Annotated in this window: 20 protein-coding genes; 8 read left to right on the top strand and 12 right to left on the bottom strand. The window is 66.6% G+C overall.

The genetic code is table 11. The features are described from left to right. Positions 1 to 147 precede the first annotated feature (147 nt). The 3 genes from ACLNEE_RS08575 to ACLNEE_RS08565 all read left to right on the top strand — a co-directional run bounded on the left by ACLNEE_RS08575 (position 148) and on the right by ACLNEE_RS08565 (position 4,538). Positions 148 to 837, top strand: a complete 690-nt coding sequence (locus tag ACLNEE_RS08575; RefSeq protein ID WP_411423149.1) for a DUF6629 family protein — start codon at positions 148 to 150, stop codon at positions 835 to 837. Positions 838 to 1,226: 389 nt separating this feature from the next. Beyond that, positions 1,227 to 2,282 (top strand): hypothetical protein, encoded by a 1,056-nt coding sequence (locus tag ACLNEE_RS08570; protein WP_411423148.1) that lies wholly within the window; start codon positions 1,227 to 1,229, stop codon positions 2,280 to 2,282. Positions 2,283 to 3,143: 861 nt separating this feature from the next. Continuing rightward, entirely contained in the window at positions 3,144 to 4,538 is a 1,395-nt protein-coding gene (locus ACLNEE_RS08565) for a hypothetical protein (protein ID WP_411423147.1), read from the top strand. Positions 4,539 to 4,738: 200 nt separating this feature from the next. On the opposite strand, the gene ACLNEE_RS08560 is transcribed toward ACLNEE_RS08565, so the two are convergent. The 8 genes from ACLNEE_RS08560 to ACLNEE_RS08525 all read right to left on the bottom strand — a co-directional run bounded on the left by ACLNEE_RS08560 (position 4,739) and on the right by ACLNEE_RS08525 (position 7,278). Next, a complete protein-coding gene (locus ACLNEE_RS08560) occupies positions 4,739 to 5,134 on the bottom strand; it encodes a hypothetical protein (protein ID WP_411423146.1) in 396 nt (131 codons plus the stop codon). A 67-nt stretch (positions 5,135 to 5,201) separates the two neighbouring features. Further along, positions 5,202 to 5,564: a hypothetical protein gene (locus ACLNEE_RS08555; RefSeq protein ID WP_412006993.1), complete on the bottom strand. Its 363-nt coding sequence runs from the start codon at positions 5,562 to 5,564 to the stop codon at positions 5,202 to 5,204. Next, complete coding sequence (locus ACLNEE_RS08550) at positions 5,564 to 5,698, bottom strand: hypothetical protein (protein WP_412006992.1); 135 nt, start codon at positions 5,696 to 5,698, stop codon at positions 5,564 to 5,566. Before ACLNEE_RS08550 ends, ACLNEE_RS08555 begins: the two co-directional genes overlap by 1 nt. Positions 5,699 to 5,702: 4 nt before the next feature. Continuing rightward, positions 5,703 to 6,053 (bottom strand): hypothetical protein, encoded by a 351-nt coding sequence (locus ACLNEE_RS08545; RefSeq protein ID WP_411423143.1) that lies wholly within the window; start codon positions 6,051 to 6,053, stop codon positions 5,703 to 5,705. Further along, positions 6,050 to 6,409, bottom strand: a complete 360-nt coding sequence (locus ACLNEE_RS08540; protein ID WP_412006991.1) for a hypothetical protein — start codon at positions 6,407 to 6,409, stop codon at positions 6,050 to 6,052. Before ACLNEE_RS08540 ends, ACLNEE_RS08545 begins: the two co-directional genes overlap by 4 nt. Further along, positions 6,409 to 6,825 carry a hypothetical protein gene (locus ACLNEE_RS08535; protein ID WP_412006990.1) on the bottom strand — a complete coding sequence of 139 codons (417 nt, stop codon included), beginning with the start codon at positions 6,823 to 6,825 and terminating at the stop codon, positions 6,409 to 6,411. Before ACLNEE_RS08535 ends, ACLNEE_RS08540 begins: the two co-directional genes overlap by 1 nt. A gap of 43 nt (positions 6,826 to 6,868) precedes the next feature. After that, entirely contained in the window at positions 6,869 to 7,123 is a 255-nt protein-coding gene (locus ACLNEE_RS08530) for a hypothetical protein (RefSeq protein WP_411423140.1), read from the bottom strand. Continuing rightward, on the bottom strand, positions 7,120 to 7,278 hold the full coding sequence (locus tag ACLNEE_RS08525; RefSeq protein ID WP_411423139.1) for a hypothetical protein: 159 nt from the start codon (positions 7,276 to 7,278) through the stop codon (positions 7,120 to 7,122). Before ACLNEE_RS08525 ends, ACLNEE_RS08530 begins: the two co-directional genes overlap by 4 nt. Before the next feature lie 43 nt (positions 7,279 to 7,321). Between ACLNEE_RS08525 and ACLNEE_RS08520 the strand changes: the two genes are divergently transcribed. After that, the gene (locus tag ACLNEE_RS08520) at positions 7,322 to 7,894 is read left to right on the top strand and encodes a hypothetical protein (protein WP_411423138.1); all 573 of its coding nucleotides are present in this window, start codon (positions 7,322 to 7,324) and stop codon (positions 7,892 to 7,894) included. After that, complete coding sequence (locus tag ACLNEE_RS08515; RefSeq protein ID WP_411423137.1) at positions 7,894 to 8,067, top strand: hypothetical protein; 174 nt, start codon at positions 7,894 to 7,896, stop codon at positions 8,065 to 8,067. Before ACLNEE_RS08520 ends, ACLNEE_RS08515 begins: the two co-directional genes overlap by 1 nt. 581 nt (positions 8,068 to 8,648) lie before the next feature. Here the strand turns inward: ACLNEE_RS08515 and ACLNEE_RS08510 are convergent. Continuing rightward, positions 8,649 to 9,401, bottom strand: a complete 753-nt coding sequence (locus tag ACLNEE_RS08510; protein ID WP_412006989.1) for a tyrosine-type recombinase/integrase — start codon at positions 9,399 to 9,401, stop codon at positions 8,649 to 8,651. Between the two features lie 652 nt (positions 9,402 to 10,053). On the opposite strand from ACLNEE_RS08510, the gene ACLNEE_RS08505 reads away from it, so the two are divergent. Then, the gene (locus ACLNEE_RS08505; protein WP_411423135.1) at positions 10,054 to 11,232 is read left to right on the top strand and encodes a THUMP domain-containing class I SAM-dependent RNA methyltransferase; all 1,179 of its coding nucleotides are present in this window, start codon (positions 10,054 to 10,056) and stop codon (positions 11,230 to 11,232) included. 6 nt (positions 11,233 to 11,238) lie between these two features. Here the strand turns inward: ACLNEE_RS08505 and ACLNEE_RS08500 are convergent, their stop codons facing one another. Continuing rightward, positions 11,239 to 11,631: a phage holin family protein gene (locus tag ACLNEE_RS08500; RefSeq protein WP_411423134.1), complete on the bottom strand. Its 393-nt coding sequence runs from the start codon at positions 11,629 to 11,631 to the stop codon at positions 11,239 to 11,241. After that, positions 11,628 to 12,074: a glycine zipper domain-containing protein gene (locus tag ACLNEE_RS08495; protein WP_411423133.1), complete on the bottom strand. Its 447-nt coding sequence runs from the start codon at positions 12,072 to 12,074 to the stop codon at positions 11,628 to 11,630. Before ACLNEE_RS08495 ends, ACLNEE_RS08500 begins: the two co-directional genes overlap by 4 nt. Before the next feature lie 98 nt (positions 12,075 to 12,172). Between ACLNEE_RS08495 and smc the strand changes: the two genes are divergently transcribed. Further along, on the top strand, positions 12,173 to 15,811 hold the full coding sequence (gene smc, locus ACLNEE_RS08490) for a chromosome segregation protein SMC (RefSeq protein WP_411423132.1): 3,639 nt from the start codon (positions 12,173 to 12,175) through the stop codon (positions 15,809 to 15,811). A gap of 25 nt (positions 15,812 to 15,836) precedes the next feature. After that, a complete protein-coding gene (locus ACLNEE_RS08485) occupies positions 15,837 to 16,985 on the top strand; it encodes a PRC-barrel domain-containing protein (RefSeq protein WP_412006988.1) in 1,149 nt (382 codons plus the stop codon). 51 nt (positions 16,986 to 17,036) lie between these two features. Here ACLNEE_RS08485 and msrB read toward each other — a convergent pair whose 3' ends face one another. Then, positions 17,037 to 17,477 carry a peptide-methionine (R)-S-oxide reductase MsrB gene (msrB, locus tag ACLNEE_RS08480; protein WP_411424467.1) on the bottom strand — a complete coding sequence of 147 codons (441 nt, stop codon included), beginning with the start codon at positions 17,475 to 17,477 and terminating at the stop codon, positions 17,037 to 17,039. Positions 17,478 to 17,507: the final 30 nt, after the last annotated feature.

Below are 17,507 nucleotides of genomic sequence, written 5' to 3'. Positions count from 1 at the left end.
TGGCCGCCCCTCCACCTTCAGGCGGCCGGCCCCTGCCCCAGAGGGCGGAACATCACCAGGGCATCCACATCACCGAACTGGCGGTGCTGACGCGAAAGCCTGCTGGAGGCATGTCGTTACTGTTGCGACTCAGGGAGACCGGCTGGGATGTGTTTCTCAAGTGCGGCGAGTTTCGCCGCCGCCGGCTTGCTGCTCCCGGCCGGCCTCGCCACCACGCGGCACTGCCGTCGCTCGGGACGGTGGGATCTCCTGCCGCTGGCCCTGTCCCCGCTGCTGTTCGGCGTGCAGCAGGCGCTGGAGGGGCTGGTGTGGATCGGCCTCGATGGCGGTGAGCTGGAGCCGCTGACGCGGAACGCAGCCGTGGCCTATCTCTTCTTCGCCCACGCCTTCTGGCTGGCCTGGATTCCTTTCTGCGCCCTGCATTACGGGCAGGACTCCAGGCCTGTGTTCCAGCCGCGGGGGCGCCAGCTGATGCTGGCGGGGGGGCTGGCGATGGGCCTGTGGCTGTGGCTGCCGCTGCTGCTGGATCCCGGACGCATCCATCCCACCGTGGTGCGCGGGTCGATCGACTACCTCCCCGTCCTTCCGGGCCATGGGCTGGTGAGCCACGAGGTGGGAACTCTGGTGTACGGGCTGGTCATCAGCCTGCCGTTGATCCTCACCGGTTCGCGCAGGCTGACGTGGTTCGCCGCGGCGCTGATCGCGGCCTTTGCCCTGGCCCAGGTGAGTTACCTCCACGCCTTCAGCTCGGTGTGGTGCTATTTCAGCGCCCTGCTCTCCCTGCTTCTTCTCTGGGTTGTACGGGAAGCGCGGCCGGTGAGACCCCAGCTCCGCTGACCCGGGGAAACACACTGAAACCCTCTCCGGCGCCAGACATGTGAAAGGGCCCTTCCAGGCCCCATGGGTCATTTGGGTGATAGGGGCTCCTTCCACGTGGGACAACGCTGAGAAGAACACCAGAACCCTAGTCCCCACAGTGAGTTTTGGGAAGCTTTGACAAACTCACGAAACCCCTGGAAGATTCATTTGTCCGCCGGTTTGTCCGCTGAGTGCCAGCTTCTGTCCGCCGTTCCGCCACATGGGAGGACGGCTTCCGCCAGATGGTTCGAGAGGGGCGCAAGGGCTGGACTGTCAGCGAGGACAAAGGGCGCATCCGGCTGAAGGTGCGTGGTCAGGGTGTACCAAGCCAATCGGCTGCACTGCCGTTTGACTGGGCTCCAGATCAGGTGGCTGATGCCCTTCTGCTGGTCAACCGCACCTACGTGGCATGGAAGCTGGGCGAAGTCACCCTGCAAGCTGCCCTACGCGAGGCGTTGGGTGCCAGTGACAAGCAATCTCACCGTGTTCTAAAGAGCTGGCCGGGAATCGTGGATTCGTTCCGCGAGTCTCTCCAGCAAGGCCGGAACCAGATCCTCACCAAGACATGGAAGGCCAACTACGAGCCCTATCTTCTTGAGGCTCTGAGGCTGCTAAGGCAACCTGCACCTCCAGCCGACGGCTACGAGCTTCTGAAGCGGACGCTGGAGCGGTGGAAAGCAAAGCCCGCTAGCAGGTTCGCCTGCTGCCTGGCATTGAGGAACTGGCTGGATCATGCCGTTGCACGCCACGGGATGCCACCCAGTTGGCGGATCGACCAAACCACAATTCAGGAGCTGCGCGGGCGCCCGCCGGAGAAGCGGACCAAAGCCACGCTCACCGACGTCGAGCTGTTGGATCTGATCGCAGCGATCGAGGCTAGGAATCCACGATGGGCGAACGTGCTGCGGTTGTTGACGCAATACGGCTTACGTCCGTGTGAGCTGCAGTGCCTCACGCCTCGATACAGCGACAACGGAGAGGTGGGTCTGTGGTGCTCCTACCGCAAGGTGTCCGGTCCAAACAAAACGGAACCGCGATGGCTGCAGCCTCTGCCTCTCGAGAACGCGAACGGGGGACTGGTGGCTTGGGAGCTGGCCGAAGCGATGGACGTAGGGCGGCTGCCGCTGCCCGTGGGCCAGGACGGGTTGGAGCGAAAGCTTGATGGCCACTTCGTGCAGCAATTTCTGGTGCGCCAGCCGGAGTGGAAGGCTCTGCAGCAGAAATACAGCAGGAAGGGCTTGTGGCTACGGGCATACAGCTTCCGTGATACCTACAGCGTGCGGGCGCACCGTATGAGTGTCGAAACAGCACAGATTTGCAGGGCTATGGGTCATGGACTACAAGCTCATAGCAGGGCGTATGAAACCGCCACGGACAGGACTACAGCCGCAGCCTTCTCCGCTTTGAAGCGAAGAAAGCATTGATCGAGAGCTTGCGGAAGCCGTGGGAGTGGTTAGAGTATTTTCGTTGACCCGATCAGCAACTTCGGTCGCCCCGGCGCAACACCCAAGCCATTCAACCTTCAGTTTGGAGCTAGCTGCCAAGCCAGAACGCAAGCCTGTCCCACTTAATGCACCTATTCCGGGCATGGAGACTGACCGGCTTCCCCGTGGGGTAGTCCGCTCCGCATGGCCAGGTTTCATTCGCCGCCTCACTCGCAACGGGCTTGTCCCAATTGACGAGCACTTCAGCTACGGCGGCAGCGATGCTCTCAAGTGGCAGAAACTGCTGAAAGCAGCTCGGCGCTGGCAAGACGCTCTGCTCCAAACGGAGGACAGACATGGCTTCCCTCGCGCTTAGCAGGCGCGATCCCAGTTATGAAACCCAGTTGGGTTGGTACCACCGCCATGGCTGAGCGCCTTGGGGTGCATCCTCAAACGCTGCTCAAGCTACGTCGATCTGCGCGATCACCCTTTCAGCAAGGGCGTGACTACCGCTTCGCCGGTCTTTCTACCGGGAAATTGCAGTGGCACCCCGAGGCTACAGAAGCCAGTTTCACTGAGATGCACCATGTCCCCGCGAGCGAGGTAGAAACCTTCTCGAAGGGAATGGCAGTCGCCCGCTGAAAACGGAGGCCACCGTGATTCAGCATGATCATGCTACCGGCTCCCAGGCCGGCGTAGGAGAGCTTGGGAAGACTTCTGCTGAGATTGTATTGCCTTCAGACCTCGCCTCAACCGAGCGACAAGCTCTTGCAGAAGCAGCATTGCTGTTCGCCCTAGTGGAAGTTGCAAGATCCAATGGCTTCAGCCTGCGCCAACAGGTCGCGATCTGGAGGCCATTTCATGACTAAGGAACGTGATGCCTGGGAGAGGTTAATTACTCTCAGAGTATTAGCCCCAGACAGTCTCTTCAGCCCATCGAGAGCCCAGGATGGCTGGTACAGCACCACGCTCAAAGCCGAGCTGAAGCGGCTTGATGCTCCCAGGCGTAAACAGTCGCAAGAGGCATTCCCGAAAGCCGTAACAGCACAGGGCCAGGAGCAGAAAGCAACTACGGCAGAGCTGATTCAGGCTGCCGTCGAAGGTCTCATGGCCGCCACGCTGGCAGACGATCACAACCAGATTGATGCCTTCTACGCCTCCCTGTACCGCCTAGGCGTAGCTCGTGACCGTGCCCAGGAGCGGGTTCTTTTCCACTGGGCCGAGCTGCACGGTTACCAGCTCTCCACCGGCGGCTCCTACAAGGCAGTGCGCGGGCGGGTGTTCGGCAAAGCCAAGGAAGGCACCGGTCTCCGGCAGCAGCTCCCAGGCTTCGGCCTTGACCGTGATCTGCACCTGCTGGTTTCTGATGGCGCTGGAGGGAAGACCACTGCTTTGGCAGAGCTGGCAGTGGTCTACAGCGCACGAGATCGTGGTTTCCTCGACCACGAAGCACCCCGCACCGATCCTGCCAACGATCCACGTAACACCGCCCTTGTGATCGCCTCCGATGGCGAAGCCACGGCCTACAGCATGTGGGGGAGCTACCTCGAAGACCTACAAGCCGAGGAACGCGGCGCTGACGTGGAGATCTGGGCCCAAAACGAAGAAACCGGGGAACGGGCTTGGAATGTCAGCCTTCCGAACCTCGATCGGCTGGCAAAGCGCCTGGCCCAAGGTGATGTGTGTGTGGTGATGATCGACACCGCCAACGCTGTGCTGCGCGGCGCCGGCATCAACGTTGGCGTAGGCCCCATCGAGACCTACCTACGGTTGCTGAAGCAGGTCGTATGTCGATACTGCGCGCTTTGGGTCGCACACCACACCACCCGCGCGGGCACGGCTGATCTGAAGGGAATCGGCGGCCATCCAGCCTTCCAAGAGGTGCCCAGCGTGATCCACATGATCGAAGCCAGGCAGCAGGCTGACGGCACCAAGCTGCGCCTGTGGCATGTGCTGAAGCTGCGAGGTGCGGACTACAGGCGGTTCGCCTACTTGCTGCGCGGCGGTCGCCTGTGTGTGACCGAGGGGCATCTGTTCCAGAACTGCACCGACCAGGTGCTGGTGGCGCTGCACACACAACTGCTGGTCAAGGCCAGCACAGCGCCAGGTGAGCTGATCCGCGTGACGGGGAGGCCTCAGCAGTCGGTCTACAACGCACTAAACCAGCTCCGCGGCGAGAAGGTCATCCGGCGGCATGGCCACGGCTACCGGCTCACCACATCGGGCCAAGCATTGATGGAGAGCCTGCGCGTCTGAGCCCCCCTACCTGCACACCCACACTTCGGTAGACAAAGCGCCCAGAACCATTGGGGCCAAGCGGTTCTAACCACTTGATTTACCGATGGACCCAAAGAGATGGAGAGAGGGGGGGGGGCAGTCGTAACAGGCCTTATGCCCAGAGAGGCCACGCTAGAAATCAAGCGCATATCAATCGTGAGCCAGGCAGAACCTGATTGCTATCTCTCCTCAACGTATCCTCGCATCAGCCACTTATTGCGCACAATACTTGGCGCAGCGATTGCATAGGCTATCCATACTATCCAGCCCAGAAAGATCAACCACAATAATAGGCCCAATAGCAAGTTGGCAAGGGCATGGCCTACTTCGCCAATACACAAGAAAAAAATAGGCCCGAAGAAGAATGCACCAGCAACAATTGCAAAGTTGCTTGGATACACCTTATGATTATTCTGCGGGTTTCTAAAATAACGGACTCCAGGGGAAGCTCTCTTTGCTAATTGATTGCTCGGCGGTGGTACTAAATCTGCCTGGCCTGCGGGCTTGTCATCGGCGGGTTCACCAGGAACAGTACCCTCTGGCGGGAGTGGTGGCGGTGGCGGTGGCGTTTTCATGCCCGGATTATGCCTCTAGCGTCAGTTGCGAGCAATAAACCTCTTTCAAGTCTGGTTGTGGTACTGCTTACCGCCGACCGTACTGATTGGGTGGAGCTGGCCGGCCCGGGTGGTTGATGCCGAGGCCCAAGAGATCGTCAAGCTGGCGGATGCAGCCCACCACCCACGCCGCCTGGCCGGCCTTAAGGGCTGCCTGAGTGGCCTGCTGCAACGACACCACCGCCTGAGCCAGCAGGGCCTCACGATCGCCCACGGCGTTCACCTCCTCAACGAGCTGGAGGTAAGCGGCCCGCACATCACGCTGGGCCTGGCGCCGCTTGATCCCCCACCGTTGCGTCAGATCCGTCACGACGTGCGGAATGGCGCGACCCTGCACCAGCTCGGCAAAGGCCCAGTCAACGCGCTGCCTGGCTCGGGCCTTTGTGGGCATCAGATGCCGGCCTCCGTCCATGCGCGTTCAACGGCGATCAGCACGGCGAGGCGCTGGTCTGCGGTGAGTTCCGACGTGGTGGCGATGGCCTCGCGCACCCGGCGCTGGAGGTCGATCAGGGTTGATGAGGGCATGGTTTCAAGCATCGTCAACACCGTCGAGGTAGACGGGCACACCAGCGGGGAAGGTTTCGTCCCACAGCGGATCTTTGGCGCCTTCCCATCGTCGGCCTTCAGCGATGGCGGCGGCCTTCAGGCTGTCCCATGCGGCCCAGTAGTGCGGGTTGAGTTCTCGCCTCCAGCGGTGGCCAAACTCTCTGTATCTGGCGATCTGCTCGGCGCTGGCCTTGGGGCTGTCCTGCTTGGCGAAACCGAGCAAGCCGCCACCGCTGCCGATGCCGAGCTTCTCCTCCCATGCCCTGACCGCCGGGCGATAGAAGTCCCAGCGGGCATCAGGCGGCGGGTTGAAGATGCGGCCGCGATGGTTCATGGCAGCTCGGACGGAAGATCAGTTACCGCTGCCGCGAGCTGATCAGCTTCGGCCTCGATTGCTTCGATCCGTTCGATCACCGCCGCGTGGGATTGACGGATCTGGCCGGCCTCCTTGCGCAGCTTTTGGATGTGGTCCTCAACCTGGGGCCGGTAGCAGGGGCGGTTGGCCCGGCTGGCGAGCCAGGCCAGGGCCGCCGCCTTCGCCTCCGGGCAGTTGGCGGTGCCGTGCTCGTGGCAAATGTCCCACCCCGCGCCGTGATCAGCGCGATCGACGCTCAGCCAGCCAAGAACCGGATGCCGTGGGGCGACTCGTGGATTCATGTATCGCCCGATGTTGTAAGAACCGATGCCCATCAGACCCAGCTCCCGGTGAACGGATCACGGCGGCCATGGGTGTGGAGCCGGCTCATGGCGTTCTGGTGGGCAAGCCGGGCTTTGCGCATGGCCTCGGTCTTGGCGCGGAGGTTGTCATGCCGAGCGGCGATGGCAGCCTGCTGCTCCCGCTTCTGGAGGTGCTCCTCAACGGCGAGGCCGAACTCCTGTTCCTTGCCGGCAGCACGGGCCAGGGCGAGGCCGAGGGCTTCATCCTTGGCCACCAGTTCCAGGACAACGGCACGGGCGGCGAGGGTGGAGTCCGCGAAGGGATTCGGCGGTGTGTAGGCCCCGTGGCGGGCCTTCTGGAGCCACTGATTCACGAGGGGCGAATGAAGATCAGCGAGGCGTTGTTTCACCTGCTGAGCCACCCGACGCTCCTCGGATGCTTCGGCCATGGTCTTGGCCATCAAGGCTGGGTCGTACTGAGAAGGCATGGCGTTACAGGTATGCGACGACGGCGCCGGAAGTGAGCTTCACGGCGGTGAACAGGCCGGAGATCTCCACGCCAGCGGCAACGGAAACACCGCCGAGGCCGAAGACAGCGGACACCGTGGCGGCGTCGAAAACGGTGGCCTGGAGGGTTGCAACCTTCCGCCAGCGTCCGGTGTGGAGGGCGGTGTCAGCGATGACAGTGCCGCCCGACTCCCAGAGCCTTTCGGCCATGGCGGCCATGGCAGCGGGCGCGGGGCTCATTGGCGCACCTCAGCGATGGGCACGTCGATGGCCTCGAAGTCCTCGCGGTTGAGGTGGGCGAGGTCGGCATCCGCCAAGGCCCGATCGACGCGGCGGGATTGAGCGGATGCGAGCGGATCATCTGACCCGACACGGGTGACGAGGTGCTCCGGCATGTGCGGGGGGCAACGTTACAGATAGATTGCCCCGCCGATGTTTATGACATTCACCGCATCCCGCTGTGCAACATCACTGCTGGCGGAGATTCCATCAGCACCCCTGGAGGTTGCGTCCCAGTTCTGCGGCCACCCGACTGATTCGCGCCGCTGCTGGGTTCAGGTGACGGGGAAGGATGACGGGCTCGAATTGCTGGCCCTGGGCAAGGGCACGGCCTGCCGGATCACCTGCCCAGGGTCTGCCCCAGAGCCGCTGATGGTGCCGGCGGCAGCCGTGAGGGCGTTGTTCAAGGCGGCCACGCCGGACCGGTGCCCGTGGGTGGGCGTCCATGGCGGCCCAGATGCACCGGGCATCACCCTGCGGGCATTGGGAACCACCACCGGCAAGCGGGCCGAGGGGCCACGTTGCGGCGAAGCTGGCTGGCTGCAGTGGCCGCTCCTGCCGAATCAGCCGCACCTGGGCCAAACCGTGGTCACCGCAGCCGGATTGAACCGGGCGCTGCGGGCACTGGAGGGCGGGCGGACCATGGCGCTGACGCTGTTGCCCCAGGGTCTGCTGCTGACGGCTGACGCTGGTGAATGGCGCGGAGAGGTGCTGATCGTCGGCCCCGCCTGATGGAGCTGATCTCCGCTGTTTTTTGCGTGTGGCGGCTGAGGCTGAGCTTCGGTGTGGAGTGGGTGGCCCCAGATGTTGATGAGCCCCCAGAACGGCGGCCCGTGACCCTGCACCTGGAGCCGGTCGAGGAGCCCGGCCTGGAGGATGACCCCGACGGCCTGGGGTTCCGGTAGGGCTGCAACCTATGGGCGTCACCGATCAGAAGTGCCCCCGGCGGGTGGAGTCAAAGGGGGCGCTTTTCTTTGCGATAAGTCTGGTTCGGACCGTCGCCCCCCGTGGCATGGAGTGCCTGATCAGGAGCCCCCGACGTGTCGCAGCCCATAGCTAACTAGTTGCCGGCTCCCCGCACATTGACCCTGTAGCAATAGAGTGCCATCTGATAATCATACCCGTACTGCTGAATGCAATAGTTGCGGAGTCTGGGATTTGTCGCGTGGCGAGTAAACGTCTGGTAGGCAGCGGACTGTCCCTGTATGCATGAAGGGACGAGAATCGGCATGCCAGGATTTTGCATCTTGCAGATTTCCGCCCATTGCTGCGTGAGTCCTTGTGGCGCAGCATCTGCGATTCCAGCCAGGCACGAGCATGCTATTGAAAGGCGAATCAGAGACGCAGGGACCCCGCGCAATTTAGTAGCCAGTCCCATGTTCAATGGATAATGCTTCCCTAATCTTGCATTGCTCTAGTTAGACATTGGCCCGGATGACACATAATTCTTATCAAGACTGAAGGGGCCTATGACTGGGATCGCTATTTATCCGAGCCTCAGCGAGGAACTGTCGGCAGGGTTGCTGGCGACGTAGTGGGCGGTGGTGGCGGTGCTGCTGTGCCCCAGGGTGGCGCTGAGCACGAAAACATCACACCCGGCACGGATGGCCGAGGTGGCATGGCTGTGGCGCAGACGGTGAGGGTGGAGGTGGACCCCGGCCTTCTTGCCCCAGCGGCTGAACCGGTCCGCGATGGCCTGCCGGCTGAGCGGTGCCGTGCCCGCTGGATTCGGGAACAGCCAGGCGTCGGCATCACCACGGCCCAGGCTCTCGAGCAGCGCCAGGGTTTCGGTGCTCACCCGGATGGTGCGGGCCTTCCCTCCCTTGCCGTTGCGGATGCTCACGAGGCCGCCACCTTCGACCGGTTCCACATCACCCCAGCGCAGGGACCGCAGCTCGGACACCCGGACGCCGAGCAGGAAACTGCCCCGGAGCATCACCAGATCACGGCGGGCGGTGCGATCACCGGCAGCAGCAGCGGCGGCCACAGTGCCGGTGACGGCGGCCAGCTCCGGTTCAGTCAGTGCCCGCGCCACCTTCGGCGCGTGGAGCAGCGCACGCCTGGGCCAGACGTTGCGGGCGATGCCGGTGACGCCGGAGCGGTTCGGTTCCGATGCCCACCTCCACAATGCGGACCATGCCGAGAGCCGGCGATTGAACGACCGTGGCGCCAGGGTGCCGGCCTCCACCAGATCGCGGAGATCAGCGACCGCATCTTCAGCACGGGAAGGGTCGAGCATCCGCAGCGGCGTCCCGGGGCAGTTCAATGCCATCCATGCGGCCAGGTGGCCCAGCTCCCTGTCGTAGGCGCGGTGGGTCTCCGGACTGCCGGTGCGACTGCATTGGCAAAGGAACCTTGATGTCAGTTCTGCGTCAGACCAGAGAAGGTTCCCTGCTGCCTGGGCGTCATAGAGACGACTGACGAAAGCCAGTGCTTGCTCACGGTCCATGCCGCTGAAGAGGCCAAGGCGGCGGTCAGCAGGGAGCGGAGAGGCGAGAATTTTGTCCGCGCATTTGTCCGCCGGGCAATCCTGTCTTGCGAAGGTCTTGCTGAGACTTGTTGCGGCGGAGGCATTGAAGGGGGGCTTCCACCCCCATGCGGTCATTTGGGTGATAAGGCTGACCTCACCCCATCTCCCTTAGAGATGTCAGGCAGCCACAGGGGCGGCTTGACGGGAGAAACGAACGATGTTGTTCGCTGTTACGGGTTTGCTCTTACCGAGCAGGCTTCAGTCACTCTCCTCATGCCCCGTCGAAACCATTGCAGCCCCGTGAGGGGGGGGAATGGAGCTGAGCGGAATCGAACCGCTGTCCGAAACACTGGTGTGAGCCACCTAGTCCGGCCGAAACCGGACTCGTGCATTGTGGCAGCAGCCAGGAGTCGACGCTGGGGTGGGCATCACCGAACCCGATGCAGGGGAGATCCGGGGGATCGCCGTGGTGCCGCCGGGCCTCGAAGCCCCGGCGGCCGAGGAGCTCCGCGCCCTGGGATGCGAGGCGGTGGCGGAGCTGCGGCGGGCCGTGCGCTTCCGCATCGACACCGCCGGCTTCTACCGCCTGCATCTCCAGGCCCGCCTGCCCTTCCGGCTGCTGCGGCAGCTGGCCGCCTTTCCCTGCCGCGGCCGGGACGAGCTCTATGCAGGGGTGCAGCAGGCAGCGGACTGGTCCCACTGGCTCCCCCCGGCCCGCAGCTTCCGCGTCGATGCGAGCGGCACGGCGCCGGGCCTCAACCACAGCCACTACAGCGCCCTGCAGGTCAAGAACGCACTGGTGGACCAGCAGCGCCGGCTGTGGGGGCAGCGCTCCTGCGTCGATCTCGACGATCCCGACCTCAGCCTCCATCTCCACCTCGGCGGCGGGATGGCCAGCCTCAGCCTCGATGGCTCCGGCGGCAGCCTGCACCGCCGCGGCTACCGCGCCGCCATGGGCCTGGCCCCCCTCAAGGAGAACCTGGCGGCCGGTCTGATCGCCCTCACCGGCTGGAACGGCACGGTGCCCCTCGCGGATCCCCTCTGCGGCAGTGGCACCCTGCTGATCGAGGCCGCGAGGCTGGTTCTGGGCCGGGCCCCGGCCCTCGGTCCCGACGGAGTCCGCCGCTTCGCCCTGGAGCGCTGGCCGGATTTCGATCCGCAGCTGTGGGATCAGGAGGTGCGGACCGCCGCGGCCCTGGCGCGCTCCACCCTGGCCGATGGGCAGCCGCTGGCACCCATGGTGGGCATGGAGCAGGACCCCGCCGTGCTGGAGCAGGCCCGCAGCAATGCGACGGACGCGGGGGTGGCGCCCTGGCTCGACCTCCGCCTGGGTGACTTCCGCGACTTCCAGCCCCCCGCGCAGCCGGGCGTGCTGGTGTGCAATCCGCCCTACGGCGAGCGGATCGGCGAGACCGCGGAGCTGGAGAACCTCTATGCCGACCTGGGCCGGATGGTCAAGGAGCGCTGCAGCGGCTGGAGCCTGTGGCTGCTGAGCGGCAACCCAGCCCTGACCGGCGCCCTGCGGATGAAGGCCAGCCGCCGGATCCCGGTGAGCAATGGCGGCATCGACTGCCGCTGGCTGCACTACACGATCCGCTGAAGCCGCTCAGCGACCCAGCAGGGCGCGGGTGGTCTTGGTGAGACCCGCGGTGGTCTGGGGCAGGTAGGGGCCCTTGAGCAGGCCGCCGCCGATGCGCAGGAACACCCCCGCCACCACCACGTTGAGCGTGGCCACCGCCAGGGCGCTGTGGATCCAGCTGAGGCTGAACGCTTCGTGCAGCCAGAACAGCAGGGCACCCTCCGCCGCGATCAGCGCCAGCAGCAGCATCGTGAGCCCGCCACTGAGCAGCAGGGCACCGCTGATCAGCCGCCGCTTCTCATGGTCGGCCTCCTGCAGCGCGATGCGCACGTGCAGGTCCATCACCGAAGTCATCAGGGCGCCGACCCGCCCCATCGCCTCGCGGGCCTTGCCGCCGCGCTCGCGTCGCTCCTCGCTCATGCCGAACGACGGCCGGACGACAGCAGCAGGCCCACGAGCACACCCACGCCGGCAGCGATGCCGAGCGCCATCAGGGGACGCTCCCGCACGGGCTTCTCGATGCGGGGCCGCAGGGTGGCGTTGAGATCATCGAGCACCCCCTCCAGCTGCTTCTCCAGGGGAGCCAGATGGTCCGCGATGCGGCTGGTCTGGGCCCCGGCCAGATCGACCAGCTCCACCAGCTGGTGCTTCACCAGGGTCACGGTGCGGCCGGTCTGGGAGGCGATCACCTCCGCCACCTCATCGAAGCTGCCCCGGGTGGCTTCGAGGGTCTGGCGGGCCACCTGGGGCCATTCGCGCTGGATGGTGGGGAGGAGGGTCTCGAAGCGCTCCCGGAAGGTCTCCTGATGGGCCTCCGCGGCCGGCGTCTCCTCGCGCGGCGTCTGGGGTGTCTCGTCGGTCATGGCGTGTCTCGCACTGACAGCTGATGGCTTCAACCTAGGGATGGGGTTGAGCAACGCAAACCCTCCGCTACATTTCAGCTGCTCGGCGGACGGGCCTGTTGGTTCACATCAATCAGGTCGGGCTCACCCACTTCAAGTCGTTCGGCGGAACGATCACCATCCCGCTCGAGGAAGGCTTCACGGTGGTGACCGGGCCCAATGGCTCCGGCAAGAGCAACATCCTCGATGCGGTGCTGTTCTGCCTGGGTCTGGCCAGCAGCCGTGGCATGCGCGCCGACCGCCTGCCGGATCTGATCAACAGCGCCATGCTCAAGGCGGGACGGGCCGCCGAGACCTCGGTGAGCGTGCGCTTCGACCTCAGCGACTGGGAACCCGACGAAGCCGAGACCGGGCTCGAGGCCCCCGAGGAAGGGCCCTGGATCCGGCCGGGCCAGACCAGCTGGACCGTGAGCCGCCGCCTACGGGTGGCTCCGGGGGGGACCTACGCCAGCAGCTTCAGCGCCGACGGACACCCGTGCAACCTGCAGCAGCTGCAGACCCAGCTGCGACGCCTGCGGGTGGACCCCGAAGGCAGCAACGTGGTGATGCAGGGAGATGTCACCCGCATCGTCTCGATGAGCGCCCGCGACCGGCGCGGCATCATCGACGAACTGGCCGGGGTGGCCCTCTTCGACAGCCGCATCGAGCAGACCCGCGGCAAGCTCGAGGATGTCCAGGACCGCCAGGAACGCTGCGCGATCGTGCAGCAGGAGCTGCTGGCCAGCCGCCAGAAGCTGGAACGCGACTGCGCCAAGGCCCGCACTTACCAGGCCCTGCGGCAACGGCTGCACGAGGGCCGGCTGCAGGAGCAGGTGCTGGCCTTCGAGGCCGCCCAGGCAGGCCTGGCGGCCCTGATCAGCCGCCAGCAGGCCCTCGGCCGCCAGCAGCACGATGAGCGGGAGGCCATCGCCGCCGCCGAGGTGGCCCTGCAGGGGGCCACCTCGGCGCTGGAGCAGCTGCAGGCCGAAGTGAAGGAACTGGGCGAGGACCAGTTGCTGGCCGTCCAGGCCGAACTGGCCGGCCTCGAGGCCAGCGGCCGGGAACTGGCCCGCCAGGCCGAGAAACACCAGCAGCAGGCGGAAGACCTCCAGCGCCAGCGCCAGGAACTCGCCCGCAGCCAGACGGAGCTGCGGCTGCAGACCCAGCAGCTGGAGGCCGCCAGCGACCAGGGCGAACTCGAGGCCGCCGAAGCGACCTGCCGTTCCGCCGAAGCCGCCGTGGAACTGTCCCGGCGCCGTTTGGGCGAGGTGGCCGGACGCTCGGGCAGCTGGCTGGAGGAACAGAAACAGCGCAGCCAGCAACGCCAGCAGCTCGGCGCCACCATCGGCCCCCTGGAAGCCCAGCGCCAGCAGCTCAGCGAGCGGCTGCGCCAGAACCAGGCCAGGCTGGCCGAGCTGACCGCCGAACATCAGCAGGAAAGCGCCAGCCAGGCCAGCGTCCAGCAGCAGCTCACCCAGGCGGATGGTGAGTGGCAGGAGCTGCAGACCACGACCCGCGACCACCAGCAGCGGGTCCAGGAGCTGGCCGAGGCGCTGGCGCTGCACCAGCGCACCCGCCAGCGCCTCGAGCAGGAGCAGACCCAGCTCGAACGGGAGATCGCCCGGCTCGACAGCCGTCGTGAGACCCTCCAGGAGAGCCGCGGCACCGGGGCCCTGCGCATGCTGCTGGAGGCCGGTCTCGAGGGCATCCACGGCCCGGTCGCCCAGCTGGGTGAGGTGGAGGACCGCCACCGCACGGCCCTGGAAGTGGCGGCAGGGGCGCGGCTGGCTCAGGTCGTGGTCGACGACGACCGGATCGCCGCCCGCGCCATCGAGCTGCTCAAGCAACGCCGGGCCGGACGCCTCACCTTCCTGCCCCTCAACAAGATCCGCGGAGGTGGAAGCGCGGGCTCCAGCGGCGGCGCCGCCCTGCAGCGGGGGCCGACGGCCGACGGCGGTGCGCTCGGCCGGGGGGATGGCCGCAGCCGGGATGGCCTGGTGGCGCGGGCCGTGGAGCTGGTGCGGCACGAACCCGTCTACGCCGAGGTGTTCCGCTACGTCTTCGGCGACACCCTGGTCTTTGTCGACCTGGCCAGCGCCCGCCGGGAGCTGGGCCGCTGCCGGGCCGTGACCCTCGATGGAGAGCTGCTCGAGAAGAGCGGGGCCATGACCGGGGGCAGCCTGCACCAGCGCGGCAGCCAGCTCAGCTTCGGCCGCAGCCAGGATGGTGACGAGGCCGAGCCGCTGCGCCGCCGGCTGCTGGAACTGGGAGAGAGCCTGGTGGCCTGCCAGCGGCGCGAGGCGGAGGTGGCGCGGCAGCTCGAGGAGCTGCGGCCCAGCCTGCAGCAGCTGCAGCACCGCCAGGCGGCGCTGGAAGCCGAACGGAGCAGCACCCAGCGCTCCCTGGCGCCCCAGCTGCAGCGCCAGCAGCAGCTGACCGCCCGCCTGGGCCAGCTGCAGGAGAGCCTGGCCCAGGACCAGCTCCAGCTCGAGGACCTCGACCGGCGGCTGGATCCTCTGCAGCGGGATCTGGCGGCCCTGCACCAGGCCGAAGCCGAGACGGAGGCCTCCGGCGATGCCGCCCGCTGGCAGGGGCTGCAGGCCGAGCTGGAGGCCGCCGACCGGGCGCTGGCCGAGGCCCGCCAGGGCCGTGACGCCCTGCTGGCCGCCCGGCGGGAACGGGCCCTGGCGGGAGAGCGGCTGCGCCACCAGCTCGAGGCCCTCGCCGCCGACGAACAGCGGCTGATCGCCGCCGTGAATGCCCTGGTCGCTGAGCGGGCCCAGTGGAAGGAACGCCAGCAGGCCGACCAGCAGCGCCGCAGCGCCCTGGAGAGTCAGCAGAGCGAACTGCAGACCCGCTTCGGCGAGCGCCGCCGGGCCCGCGATGCCGCCGAAGCCCAGCTGGCGGCCCAGCGCCAGGCCCTGCAGCAGCGCCAGTGGGAACTGCAGCGGCTCGGGGAGGAACTCCAGGCTCTGGCCGAGCAGCAGCGCAGCGGGCAGCTGCGGCTGGAGCAGCTCGAGCGGGACCTGCCCGATCCCCTGCCCGAGATCCCCCAGGAGGTGCGCGACAACGGCCTGGAGGTCCTGGAGGAGGAGCTGCGGCGTCTGCAGAGCCGGATGGAGGCCCTCGAACCGGTGAACATGCTGGCCCTCGAGGAGCTGGCCCAGCTCGAAGCCCGCCTCAGCGAGCTGGAGGAGCGCCTGGAGGTGCTCAGCAAGGAGCGCGAGGAACTGCTGCTGCGCATCGAGACGGTCGGCACCCTGCGCCAGGAGGCCTTCCTGGAGGCCTTCGCCGCCGTCGACGGCCACTTCCGCGAGATCTTCGCCGAGCTCTCCGACGGGGAGGGCCACCTGCAGCTGGAGAACCCCGAAGCTCCCCTGGACGGGGGCCTCACCCTGGTGGCCCACCCCAAGGGCAAGGCGGTCCGGCGCCTGGCCGCCATGAGCGGCGGAGAGAAGTCGCTCACGGCGCTCAGCTTCCTGTTCGCCCTGCAGCGCTTCCGGCCCTCGCCCTTCTACGCCCTCGACGAGGTGGACAGCTTCCTCGACGGGGTGAACGTGGAACGGCTGGCCGGCCTGATCGCCCGGCAGGCTTACCAGGCCCAGTTCATGGTGGTGAGCCACCGCCGGCCGATGATCGCCGCGGCCACGCGCACCATCGGCGTCACCCAGGCCCGCGGTGCCCACACCCAGGTGGTGGGCCTGCCGCCGGCGGCCTGACCGTGCGCTGGGTGAGAATGCGCCGATGACGACGACCCCGCCGCCCGGCAGCGACCCGGCCGCCACCCCCAGCGACCGCCTCTGGCTGCGCTCGGAGTTGATGGGTACCCAGGTGATCACCCGGGACACCGGCCGCCGCCTCGGCGTCGTGGGCGAAGTGGTGGTGGACATCGACCGGCGCGAGGTGATCGCCCTCGGGCTGCGGGACAACCCCTTCACCCGCTTCCTGCCGGGGCTGCCCCGCTGGATGCCCCTGGACCGGATCCGCCAGGTGGGGGACGTGATCCTGGTGGATTCGGCCGATTCCCTCGCCGAGGGGTTCACCCCCGAGCGCTACAGCAAGGTGATCAACTGCCAGGTGATCTCCGAGTCAGGAGAACAGCTGGGCAAGGTGCTGGGATTCAGCTTCGACATCGAGACGGGCGAACTCACCACCCTGGTGCTCGGTGCCCTGGGGGTGCCCCTGCTGGGGGAAGGGGTGCTCAGCACCTGGGAGCTGGCCGTGGAGGAGATCGTCAGCAGCGGGCCCGATCGGATCATCGTCTACGAGGGAGCCGAGGAGAAGCTCAAGCAGCTGGGCACCGGCCTGCTCGAGAAGCTCGGGATCGGTGGCCCCAGCTGGGAGCAGGAGGAGCGGGAGCGCTACCGCAGCACCATGGTGCCGGTGGAGAACCAACTGGCCCCTGGCGTCCCCAGCGTCCAGGAGCAACGGCGCATCCAGCCCGCCAGCAGCCAGGCCTTCGTACCGGAGGAGGAGCTTGACTACGTGGAGGTCGAGGAGCGCCGGGAGCGGGCGCCCCTACGCCAGCGCCGCTACCTGGACGAGGAGGAGGGGCTCGACGACCGGCGGTTCGAGGCCCCGCCCCGCTACCCCGACGGCCGCTACTCCGACAGCCGCTACCCCGAGGGCCGCTACGAAGAGAGCAACTCCGACGAAGGCCGCTACGGGGGCAGCCGGTTCGAGGGCAGCAGCTCTCAGGGCGGCCGTTCCGGAGAGGGCCGGTACGAGGACGGTGGCTACCGGGAGCGCAGGCTGCCGGGGGACCGCCCGGGAGAGCGCGAAGCGAGCCCCCGGGAGCTTCGGCCGATCGATGGCCCCCGCCGGCGTCCCCCCGGCCGGCTTCCCGCCGAACCGGTGGACGTGGACGCCGAAGAGCTGGATGATCCCTGGTGAACTGGTCCAGGCAGGACCGGTCCAGTCGATTGTGAACCAAGGGGCAGGAGCTCAGTCCGCCCGGAACTCGAGCGATGCGGAGTTGACGCAGTAGCGCTGCCCCGTGGGTGCCGGGCCATCCGAGAACACGTGGCCCAGGTGGGCATCGCACTGGGCACAGCGGATCTCGGTGCGCACCATGCCGTGGCTGCGGTCCAAGTGGGTGCTGATCGCGCCAGGGCGCACCCCATCCCAGAAGCTGGGCCAGCCGGTGCCGGAATCAAACTTGGTGTCACTGCTGAACAGTTCGGCATCACAGCAGATGCAGTGGTACATCCCGGAGCCTTTCTGGTTCCAGTAGGCGCCGCTGAAGGCCCGCTCCGTGCCGCCCTGGCGGGCGATGCGGAACTGCTCGGGGGTGAGCTTCTGGCGCCACACCTCCTCCTCCACCCCCCGCGCCAGACCACTCTCGAGCCCGCAGGCGGAGGACTGGGGATCGCTCTGATCAGCCATGGCCAAGGCAGGAGTCTGGATTGAAGCCCA

It is taken from the genome of Aphanothece stagnina RSMan2012, from assembly GCF_046764815.1.
Taxonomy (GTDB): domain Bacteria; phylum Cyanobacteriota; class Cyanobacteriia; order PCC-6307; family Cyanobiaceae; genus NIES-981.
The sequence above is the reverse complement of the archived record's forward strand: the minus strand, read 5'-3'. Positions and strand labels throughout refer to the sequence as shown.

Excerpts from the sequence above, each read along its gene's own strand:
- ACLNEE_RS08575 (WP_411423149.1), top strand. The coding sequence starts at position 148 with ATGTGTTTCTCAAGTGCGGCGAGTTTCGCCGCCGCCGGCTTGCTGCTC.
- ACLNEE_RS08565 (WP_411423147.1), top strand. The coding sequence starts at position 3,144 with ATGACTAAGGAACGTGATGCCTGGGAGAGGTTAATTACTCTCAGAGTA.
- ACLNEE_RS08560 (WP_411423146.1), bottom strand. The coding sequence starts at position 5,134 with ATGAAAACGCCACCGCCACCGCCACCACTCCCGCCAGAGGGTACTGTT.
- ACLNEE_RS08555 (WP_412006993.1), bottom strand. The coding sequence starts at position 5,564 with ATGCCCACAAAGGCCCGAGCCAGGCAGCGCGTTGACTGGGCCTTTGCC.
- ACLNEE_RS08550 (WP_412006992.1), bottom strand. The coding sequence starts at position 5,698 with ATGCCCTCATCAACCCTGATCGACCTCCAGCGCCGGGTGCGCGAGGCC.
- ACLNEE_RS08545 (WP_411423143.1), bottom strand. The coding sequence starts at position 6,053 with ATGAACCATCGCGGCCGCATCTTCAACCCGCCGCCTGATGCCCGCTGG.
- ACLNEE_RS08540 (WP_412006991.1), bottom strand. The coding sequence starts at position 6,409 with ATGGGCATCGGTTCTTACAACATCGGGCGATACATGAATCCACGAGTC.
- ACLNEE_RS08535 (WP_412006990.1), bottom strand. The coding sequence starts at position 6,825 with ATGGCCGAAGCATCCGAGGAGCGTCGGGTGGCTCAGCAGGTGAAACAA.
- ACLNEE_RS08530 (WP_411423140.1), bottom strand. The coding sequence starts at position 7,123 with ATGAGCCCCGCGCCCGCTGCCATGGCCGCCATGGCCGAAAGGCTCTGG.
- ACLNEE_RS08525 (WP_411423139.1), bottom strand. The coding sequence starts at position 7,278 with ATGCCGGAGCACCTCGTCACCCGTGTCGGGTCAGATGATCCGCTCGCA.
- ACLNEE_RS08520 (WP_411423138.1), top strand. The coding sequence starts at position 7,322 with ATGACATTCACCGCATCCCGCTGTGCAACATCACTGCTGGCGGAGATT.
- ACLNEE_RS08515 (WP_411423137.1), top strand. The coding sequence starts at position 7,894 with ATGGAGCTGATCTCCGCTGTTTTTTGCGTGTGGCGGCTGAGGCTGAGC.
- ACLNEE_RS08510 (WP_412006989.1), bottom strand. The coding sequence starts at position 9,401 with ATGCTCGACCCTTCCCGTGCTGAAGATGCGGTCGCTGATCTCCGCGAT.
- ACLNEE_RS08500 (WP_411423134.1), bottom strand. The coding sequence starts at position 11,631 with ATGAGCGAGGAGCGACGCGAGCGCGGCGGCAAGGCCCGCGAGGCGATG.
- ACLNEE_RS08495 (WP_411423133.1), bottom strand. The coding sequence starts at position 12,074 with ATGACCGACGAGACACCCCAGACGCCGCGCGAGGAGACGCCGGCCGCG.
- ACLNEE_RS08485 (WP_412006988.1), top strand. The coding sequence starts at position 15,837 with ATGACGACGACCCCGCCGCCCGGCAGCGACCCGGCCGCCACCCCCAGC.
- msrB (WP_411424467.1), bottom strand. The coding sequence starts at position 17,477 with ATGGCTGATCAGAGCGATCCCCAGTCCTCCGCCTGCGGGCTCGAGAGT.